8 protein-coding genes are annotated in these 9,299 nt (G+C 54.4%); 4 read left to right on the top strand and 4 right to left on the bottom strand.

The features are described 5' to 3' along the window. The 4 genes from ACI9KD_RS16055 to ACI9KD_RS16070 form a co-directional block, all read left to right on the top strand. A partial coding sequence (locus tag ACI9KD_RS16055) for a tRNA pseudouridine synthase B (protein ID WP_414982184.1) occupies window positions 1–678 on the top strand: 678 nt, incomplete at its 5' end. Between the two features lie 198 nt (window positions 679–876). Beyond that, complete coding sequence (gene rpsO, locus ACI9KD_RS16060; RefSeq protein ID WP_414982185.1) at window positions 877–1,146, top strand: 30S ribosomal protein S15; 270 nt, start codon at window positions 877–879, stop codon at window positions 1,144–1,146. Between the two features lie 58 nt (window positions 1,147–1,204). Continuing rightward, window positions 1,205–3,322 (top strand): polyribonucleotide nucleotidyltransferase, encoded by a 2,118-nt coding sequence (gene pnp / locus ACI9KD_RS16065; protein ID WP_414982186.1) that lies wholly within the window; start codon window positions 1,205–1,207, stop codon window positions 3,320–3,322. Between the two features lie 93 nt (window positions 3,323–3,415). Further along, complete coding sequence (locus ACI9KD_RS16070; protein ID WP_414982187.1) at window positions 3,416–4,408, top strand: glycosyltransferase; 993 nt, start codon at window positions 3,416–3,418, stop codon at window positions 4,406–4,408. Between the two features lie 41 nt (window positions 4,409–4,449). Here ACI9KD_RS16070 and acs read toward each other — a convergent pair whose 3' ends face one another. From acs to ACI9KD_RS16090, 4 genes are all read right to left on the bottom strand, one after another. Next, window positions 4,450–6,384 carry an acetate--CoA ligase gene (gene acs / locus ACI9KD_RS16075; RefSeq protein WP_414982188.1) on the bottom strand — a complete coding sequence of 645 codons (1,935 nt, stop codon included), beginning with the start codon at window positions 6,382–6,384 and terminating at the stop codon, window positions 4,450–4,452. A 192-nt stretch (window positions 6,385–6,576) separates the two neighbouring features. Then, a complete protein-coding gene (panC, locus tag ACI9KD_RS16080) occupies window positions 6,577–7,461 on the bottom strand; it encodes a pantoate--beta-alanine ligase (RefSeq protein WP_414982189.1) in 885 nt (294 codons plus the stop codon). Window positions 7,462–7,680: 219 nt separating this feature from the next. Further along, window positions 7,681–8,472: a 3-methyl-2-oxobutanoate hydroxymethyltransferase gene (gene panB, locus ACI9KD_RS16085; protein ID WP_414982190.1), complete on the bottom strand. Its 792-nt coding sequence runs from the start codon at window positions 8,470–8,472 to the stop codon at window positions 7,681–7,683. 6 nt (window positions 8,473–8,478) lie between these two features. Further along, a complete protein-coding gene (locus tag ACI9KD_RS16090; protein ID WP_414982191.1) occupies window positions 8,479–9,144 on the bottom strand; it encodes a deoxynucleoside kinase in 666 nt (221 codons plus the stop codon). Window positions 9,145–9,299 lie beyond the last annotated feature (155 nt).

Raw genomic sequence — 9,299 nt, forward strand, 5'->3', positions numbered from 1 at the left:
ACAGCGACAGGTGATTCCGAAGGCGAGACTGTGGACGAGTTTGACGCGTCGGCTTTGGATCTAGCGCAGATTGAAAAGGCTTTGGAGGCGTTCCGCGGGCCCATACAGCAGCTGCCACCCATGTACTCAGCGATCAAGCGTGATGGACAGCCGTTGTACAAGCTGGCTCGGGCGGGCATAGAGGTAGAGCGTCAACCTCGTCCGGTGACCATCAAGGCACTCGAGGTTTTAGCATTTCGACCCGGCGCTCGTGCCGAAGTAGATGTACGTGTCCTCTGCACTAAAGGCACCTATGTGCGTTCCCTGGCTATGGATCTAGGCGAAGCACTGGGTGTTGGAGGGCATGTCACCGCTTTACGACGTACGAAAGCTGGCCCATTTGTTCTTGCAGAGTGTGTAACGGTGGGTGCTTTGGAGGCGCTTCACGGGAGCCAGGATCTAGCTGCGATGGATGCTCTTTTTAAGCCCACAGATACGGCAGTCGCGCATATGCCTTTGCTTAAGCTGCCCGAATCCAGTGGTTTTTACCTCCGTCAGGGGCAGCCGGTGCTAGTGCCAAATGCGCCCCGTGATGGTATGGTGCGCGTCGCTTTGGAGACCGGTGAGTTTCTGGGGCTAGGTGAAATTCTAGATGACGGGCGTGTTGCGCCCCGTCGACTGGTTGTCAGCGGTGAATAACAGGCCAATTGTGGCGTGTATCCATTGGACGTTGACGTGAACCTGTCTGTAAATCTGCACGGGCAGGCTCTTTTTTTGGTGGGTTGACCTTGAACGCTACAGATAAGAAGTCCGTAGCAGCCAGCGTATCGAAACTGTTTTTGGCAGTATGCGCTGGGTCATGGGTTGGCCTGTGCAGGTTATTACAAGGAAACTGAAATGGCTTTGAACGCAGAACGTAAAGCGGAAATCGTCCGCGACTATCAACAGAGCGAAGGTGATACAGGCTCCCCGGAAGTGCAGGTTGCCCTGCTTACCGCCAATATTGAGCAGCTTCGTGACCACTTTGAGTCACATAAGCATGACCATCACTCGCGCCGCGGTCTTATCCGCATGGTCAACCAGCGCAGAAACTTGCTGGATTACCTCAAGCGTAAGGATTCAGCGCGCTACGCTGAACTGATCAAGCGACTCGGCCTACGCCGCTAAACGCTAATACGACCGGGGCCTTGGCTCCGGTCGTTTTATTTTGAATTGGAGAAAAATTGTGAACCCAGTTACTAAAACCTTTCAGTACGGCGGTCAGACCGTCACGCTGGAAACAGGCCGCATCGCCCGTCAGGCGAGTGGCGCCGTACTCGTTACCGTCGAAAACACCAGTGTTCTGGTGACCGTTGTCGCTGAGAAGACAGCCCGTCCAGGCCGAGACTTTTTCCCTCTGGCTGTGCATTACATTGAGAAAGCCTACTCTGTGGGTAAAATCCCCGGTGGTTTCTTCAAGCGTGAAGCTCGTCCCAGTGAGAAAGAGACACTGACCTCACGTTTGATCGATCGTCCTATTCGTCCCCTGTTTCCTAATGGCTTCATGAATGAGGTGCAGGTGATCTGCACCGTGATGTCTGCCGATAAGCACATCGATCCGGACATTCCCGCAATGATTGGTACGTCGGCTGCTCTGGCAATTTCGGGCTGTCCCTTCAACGGGCCTATCGGTGCTGCTCGTGTAGGCTTCAACGATGCTGAGGGTTACATTCTTAACCCTACTTACGACCAGCTTCCAGGCAGCAAGCTTGAGATGGTTGTTGCCGGTACAGAAGACGCTGTACTTATGGTTGAGTCCCAGGCAGATCAGTTGACCGAAGACCAGATGCTGGGTGCAGTATTGTTCGCGCACCAGGAAATGCAGGTTGTGATCAAGGCCGTGCAGGAACTTGTTGCAGAAGCTGGCAAACCAAGCTGGAATTGGCAGGCACCTCCCATCGACGAAGCGCTGCTTGGCGCCGTTGACGACAAGGTGAAGGAAGATCTTGGCGAAGCCTACCGCATTACTGACAAGTCTGAGCGTTACGCGCGAGTTGGCGAGATCCGTGAAGCCTGTATTGCCGAATTGGCAGTCGACGGTGGCCCCAGTGCCGATTTGGTTAAGGACTACTTTAAGAAAGTTGAGAAGTCGTTGGTTCGCAAACGCATCATTGCCGGTGAGCCACGGATTGATGGTCGTGATACACGCACCGTGCGTCAAATCGCTTGTGAAGTGGATGTTTTGGCCAAAGCTCATGGTTCCGCTCTGTTTACTCGCGGAGAAACTCAGGCTATAGGCGCTGTGACTCTGGGTTCGACCCGGGACTCACAAATCATTGATGCTCTAGAAGGCGAGCGTCGTGATCCGTTCATGCTGCACTACAACTTCCCTCCTTACTCAGTAGGCGAAGCAGGACGCGTTGGCTTTACCAGCCGTCGAGAGATTGGTCACGGTCGCTTGGCGCGTCGTGGTCTTGCTGCGGTGCTGCCTGATCCGGAAGAGTTCCCTTACACAATTCGCGTTGTCTCAGAGATCACCGAGTCAAACGGCTCCAGCTCTATGGCATCTGTCTGTGTGGGTTCCCTTGCGATGATGACAGCAGGTGTACCACTGAAGGCAGCTGTTGCCGGTATCGCTATGGGTCTGGTCAAAGAGGGCAACCAGTTTGCTGTTCTGACTGACATCCTGGGTGATGAAGATCACCTTGGAGACATGGACTTTAAGGTCGCGGGTACTGCTAACGGTGTAACCGCCTTACAGATGGATATCAAGATCGAAGGCATTACTGAGCAGATCATGGAGATTGCTCTCGAGCAGGCCATGCAGGCTCGTCTACATATTCTCGGTCAGATGAATGCGGTTCTCGCTGCGCCGCGGGAAGTGACCTCAGAGAATGCACCGAGCATGGTGACCCTGAAGGTTGATTCCGACAAGATTCGCGACATCATTGGTAAGGGTGGTGCGATGATTCGTTCCATCACTGAGCACTCCGGAGCTACCGTGGATATCGAAGACGATGGCACCGTGCGTGTTTTCGGTCAGGATCAGGCGTCGCGTGACAAAGCAGTCGCAATGATTGAAGAGATCACGGCTGAAGCTGAAGTCGGCGCTATCTACACCGGAAAGGTAGAGCGTATCGTCGATTTTGGCGCATTCATCAATATTCTGCCCGGCAAAGATGGTCTGCTGCACATTTCGCAGATTGCCAACGAGCGCGTAGAGAATGTTTCCGATCACCTTAGTGAAGGTCAGGAAGTACGCGTTAAGGTCCTGGATGTGGATCAGCGTGGCCGTATCAAGCTGTCTATCAAAGAACTGCTTGAAGAAGAAGCAGCGCCAGCAGAAGCGGCAAGCGACGATTGATCGGTCGCTTTGCTTGATCAAAGGGGCGCTTCGGCGCCCTTTTTTATTGTCTGTGTTTTATAGTTGCGTTTCCTAGGTAGGCATTCTTAACTTATGCGACTCTCGCTCTGCATGATCGTCAAAGACGAGGCCTTCTTTATCGAAGATTCTCTTGCGGCGGCTGCTCCTTACGTCGATGAAATCGTTGTCGTTGATACAGGCTCCCGTGATGGTACCCGGGACATAGCCGCCCGCTATGCGGATAAGGTTCTGGATTTTGTCTGGATTGATGACTTTTCGGCGGCGCGAAACACGGGTCTTGCGGCGGCTACGGGTGATTGGATTCTGGTGTTGGACGCCGACGAGCGCATCGCGCCAGAGGATTATCCCAAGCTGCGGGAGGCAATGGTCTCCACCGATTTCGATGGCTACTACCTGACCCAACGTAACTACAGCGATGACGAGTTACAACTTGATTGGATCGGGGTTACGGTCTCTGATGAGTGGTCTAAAGGCTGGACGGGCTTTACGGAAAATCCAATTCTGCGCCTTTTCCGTCGAGACGATACCATTGCATACGAGGGAAGCATTCATGAGATTGTGGATGGAACCGTAGCCGCGGTCGCTCGGGGTAAGCTGGACATCCCCTTGCACCATTATGTTGATGCTAACCCTGACCGATCGAGGCTCGACAGAGCTAGCCGTTACCTCGTCTTGATGGATCGGGCACTGTCGGAGCAAGAAGACGGCCGCCTGTTTGGTATTGCAGGATCAACGGCCCTTTACGCAGCGCAGGATTATACAAAGGCAGCTAGGTATCTTCGCCGTGCCGCGGAGCTTGGTTATGAGCCTTTTCGCAGTCTTGAGGGGGCAGCCGAAGCCGCTTATCGAGGGGGCAATTTCGGCGAAGCTCAGGACATCTACCGTCGTCTCTACGATGACGGCCTGCGAACACCCTCACTGTGCCTAAACTTAGCTAATCTGGCAGTACGCAGCGGTGATAAGCCTCGTGCGACGATGTTGCTGAAGGAGTGCCTGTCCGTGGGGGGGATGGGCCCCAAGACCGACGAGACTATCCGCAAAAACATTGAGTTTCTCGACAGCTAAGACGCTGATTGTCACCGCCGATGCTTGTCTAGGCCTTGGGCCTAGACATTACGATTACGAATCAAGTCTTCGACCACGCTGGGGTCAGCGAGAGTAGATGTGTCTCCCAGGCTATCCAGTTCATTTTCGGCGATCTTACGCAAAATGCGCCGCATTATTTTTCCAGAGCGTGTTTTTGGTAGGCCGGGCGCCCATTGGATGATATCGGGTTTGGCGATGGGCCCGATTTCTTCCACACAGAGCTGCACGAGTTCCGCTTTGAGGGTGTCGCTGGGTTCAACACCTTCCATCGGTGTGACGTAGCAATAAATACCCTGTCCCTTGATGTCGTGAGGAAAACCGACAACGGCTGCCTCGGCAATACTGTCATGGAGCACGACCGCGCTTTCGATCTCCGCCGTGCCCATCCTGTGCCCCGACACGTTAAGAACATCATCCACACGTCCGGTAATCCAGTAATAGCCATCGGCATCCCGCGTGGCGCCATCGCCGGTAAAGTAGTAGCCGGGATAGTTAGAAAAGTAGGTATCCACCATGCGTTGGTGGTCGCCATACACAGAGCGAATCTGGCTAGGCCAGGATGATTTGATGACCAGATAGCCGGAGCCTGGCCCTTCGATTTCGCTGCCGTCCTCGGCGAGGAGGGCGGGTTCGACACCAAAGAAGGGCACCGACGCTGAGCCGGGTTTCATGGGGGTAGCGCCGGGCAGTGGCGTAATCATGTGCGCACCGGTTTCGGTTTGCCACCAGGTATCGACGATGGGGCATCGTCCATCGCCCACGGTGTGAAAGTACCATTCCCAGGCTTCAGGGTTTATGGGTTCGCCCACCGTCCCCAGAATACGGAGGCTCTTGCGAGAGGAGCGGCTAACGTAGCTGTCACCTTTGCCTTGCAGTGCCCGAATCGCGGTGGGCGCGGTGTAGAAGATAGACACCTGATGCTTGTCTACCACATCCCAGCAGCGACCCGCGTCTGGATAGGTAGGTACGCCTTCAAACATCAGCGTGGTGGCGCCATTGGCAAGCGGTCCATAGACAATATAGGAGTGCCCTGTCACCCAGCCCACATCGGCCGTGCACCAGAAGACTTCGCCGTCCCGATAGTCGAAGACGTATTTGAAGCTCATGCTGGCCTGTAAGAGATAGCCGGCAGTTGTGTGGAGCACGCCCTTGGGTTTTCCGGTGGAGCCGGAGGTATAGAGAATGAACAGCGGGTCTTCCGAGTCCATGGATTCTGGTTCGCAGTCATTGCTTTGCTCAGCGGTGATTTCGTCGTAATACAGGTCGCGGCCGTCCTGCATGTTCACGTTCGCAGCGGTGCGTCGCACGACGATGCAGGTCGTTACTGATGGGCAATCTGCCAGGCTCTTATCCACATTGGCCTTTAGAGGCACGGCTTTACCGCCGCGTAAGCCCTCATCGCTGGTAATTACTGCTGAGCATTCGGCGGACTGGATGCGATCTTTGAGCGCTTCGGGAGAGAAGCCTCCAAAAACAATGGTGTGTACCGCACCGATGCGTGTGCAGGCCAGCATGGCAATGGCGGCCTCGGGAACCATCGGCATGTAGAGACACACCCGGTCGCCTTTGCCCACCCCGCGAGCGCGAAGCGCATTGCCTAAACGGCACACTTCGTCTTTGAGTTCTGCATAGCTGATGGATCGGGTGTCGGACGGATCATCACCTTCCCAGATGATGGCGGTCTGCTCAGCGCGCGCCGGCAGGTGTCGGTCTATGCAGTTAACGCTGACATTGAGTTTGCCGCCCGCGAACCAGCTGGCGTCGCCTTTGACAAAGTCAAAAGAGCAGACGCTATCCCAGGGTTTGTCCCAGCTGAGAAACTCGTTGGCCATGTCGCCGAAGAATGCATCGCGATCAACCAGGGATCGTTCGTACATCCTGCGGTAGTCTTCCGGCTTGATGTGCGCGTCGGCAAAACCTGCAGGAATGGGATGTGTAGGGAAGTGGTGAGACATCGCTAGCCCCTCAATTGCTGATTATTGGATGTTGTATATGGGATCTTGATTCTAGAGGTACGGCGCTGCGAGACAAGTCTACGTTAGTCTAAGTCATCCGGCTTGATGATCGATGACGTGCTGGGTCTGTGTGAGTGCTTAGCCGTTGGCTCAGGCGATGTTTTGAGCATGCGCCCCAGGGCTCTGTCGGTATCAGGGTGTCGCGAGCATGCCCCAGTCGGAGGCTGGGTTGAGCGTCAATCGCACGTTGTCGATAAGGCGAGTGCCGCCAAGGCGTGCAGCGGCGAGAATCGCAACCTCTTCTGTGTTCTCTCCTACTGCTTGCAGAGTGCGAGCGTCACGGATTGCAAAGTAATCTGGGGCAAAGCCTGCCTGAAGCAATTGCATGCGGGCGTGGGATTCAATCTGCAAAAAGTTATCGAAGCCACAGGCAATCGCATCCCGACAGTCCAGCAGGGTCTTGTGAAGCAGTGGGGCGACGCTGCGTTGGGGTATCGTCAGGTAGTTATTCCGTGAGCTCAGTGCCAGACCGTCATCTGCTCGAACGGTAGGAACACCGATAATATCGATGGGCATAGAGAGGTCATCGACCATTTTTCGAATGATAGATAGTTGTTGGAAGTCTTTTTCACCAAACAAGGCAACTTGCGGCTGCAGAATGTTGAACAGCTTGCTGACTACTGTGGAGACGCCATCAAAATGTCCTGGCCGGTTATTGCCACAGAGGGTCTCTGATAGATCAGGCACTCTCACAACGGTTTGCGCGCTCAGTCCATCTGGATAAATGTCGTCTTCAGTAGGGACAAAAAGGTAGTTCGCGCCTTCGGCAAACAACTTCTCGCGATCCGCGCTTAATGTTCTTGGATAGGCGTCGAGGTCTTCGTTGGCTCCGAACTGCATGGGATTGACAAAAATACTGACCACCACGATGTCTCCAAGCTGCTTAGCTCGGCGCACCAGCTCCAGGTGTCCTTCGTGAAGATTGCCCATCGTTGGCACGAAGGCAATGCTCTCCTGGGCAAGGCGATGGCGTTGCAGCGCATGCTGCAAACCTGTCTTGCTGTCGACTACCAGCATGCTCTTACCCCGCTTGCGTTCAGGGTGGGGCCTCTATGCCGAAGGCCCCGGATTATGGCGAGTTATCCCGCTCAGGGCGATCGAGTATGCAGCTTTAACAGGGGGCGGGCAAGCACTCTGGGCGAGCCTTTTAATGGGGATTTTGTTACTAAAGGAAGCGCTTTTTGTAACTTTTGGTTATTTTTGTCGGCTTTGGGAGAGTCGGTGCCGGCGAGTGGTTTATTTGTAGCTGTGTTCTTCTCGAGGGTAACTGCCGTCCTTCACCGATGTGACAAAAGCCTGTAGTGCCGCCTGGACGCTATCTTTGCCCTGCATAAAGTTCTGTACAAAACGCGGCTGGTGATCGCAAAGCCCTAGCAGGTCATGCATCACGAGAACCTGCGCATCCGTACCCGCGCCAGCACCGATGCCGATAACGGGTATATCGAGCTTGCGGGAAATGTCAGTTGCCAGATCTGCAGGAATGCATTCCAACACCAAGAGGCTCGCTCCGGCGTCCTGAATCTCTACCGCGTCGGCGAGTATTGACTTTGCTTCTTTGGGTGTACGCCCCTGTACTCGATAACCCCCAAAGGCATTGACCGATTGGGGAGTGAGTCCCAGGTGAGCACACACTGGCACCCCCCTTTCTACCAAGGCGCTGATGGTGTCGCTCAGCCATACACCGCCCTCCATTTTTACCATTTGCGCACCGGCCTGCATCAGGCGCGTTGCATTGCTCATGGCGTCTGTGACGTCGCTATAGGTCATGAAGGGCATATCGGCAATCACCAGAGAATGCGGTGATGCCCGATTTACAGAGCGTGTGTGATATTCCATATCCGCGATAGTCACGGGAATCGTACTGTCATGCCCTTGAAGTACCATTCCCAGGGAGTCACCCACCAGGATGGTTTCTGCGCCGGCTTCACTTACAAGTCGCGCAAAGGTTGCATCATAGGCGGTAATGCAGACGAATTTTTCGCCCGCGGCCTTCATCTTGTCGAGCGTGCTGATTGTTATCTTAGCCAAAACCTACTATCCAAAAAAAGTGGGATTGAAGTAGTGACGACCGCTGCGAATATCAAGTAGGTAGTCCACGAGTTGCAGGTAATCACCATCGCCTTCGGCAAGATCAATCATACTCGCGTTGACGATCAGCAGAGGCGCGCCATCGTAGTACAGAAAAAATTCGCTGTACACTTCGTTGAGTTGCTCAAGATAGCGGCGATCAATGCCTTTCTCATGCCCCAGGCCTCTTCGATCAATACGGGCAAGCAGCACATCTGTAGGGGCCTGAAGGTAAATCACCAGGTCCGGTCGAGGCGCGTCAATGGTGAGTTTCTGATAAACCTTTTCGTAGAGCTCAAACTCATCGCTGTCCAGATTGATGCGCGCGAAAAGAGGATCCTTCTCGATTAAGAAGTCCGCGACGCGTACCGGCGAGAAGAGCTCAGACTGACGTAATTCCCGCATTTTTTGTGCGCGCTGGAACAAAAAAAACAGCTGTGTGGCTAATGCGGCCTCACTGCGGTTTCGATAAAAGCGTTCCAGAAACGGATTCTGCTCTGCCTCTTCTAGAAGGATTTCGTGATTAAAGGTCTCTGCTAAGCGCCGCGTGAGTGTGGTTTTGCCCACGCCAATGGGACCTTCAACGGCGATGTAAGCAGGGGGCTTGCGGCCCCTGAGTTGCAGTTCCGTCACGCGTTGATCCCCTCCGCCGGCATCACCGTCCAATCCAGCGTGGTCGGCGTTAAATCATTGCGAGGGCAGGCATCAAGGCGCTGGGCAAGGCTTGAGCCGTCTGCGAACTGCCAGTATTCCCCTGCAATGTCTGCAAGAGGACGAAGTACGAAATT

The organism is Congregibacter sp. (assembly GCF_047617445.1).
Taxonomy (GTDB): domain Bacteria; phylum Pseudomonadota; class Gammaproteobacteria; order Pseudomonadales; family Halieaceae; genus Congregibacter.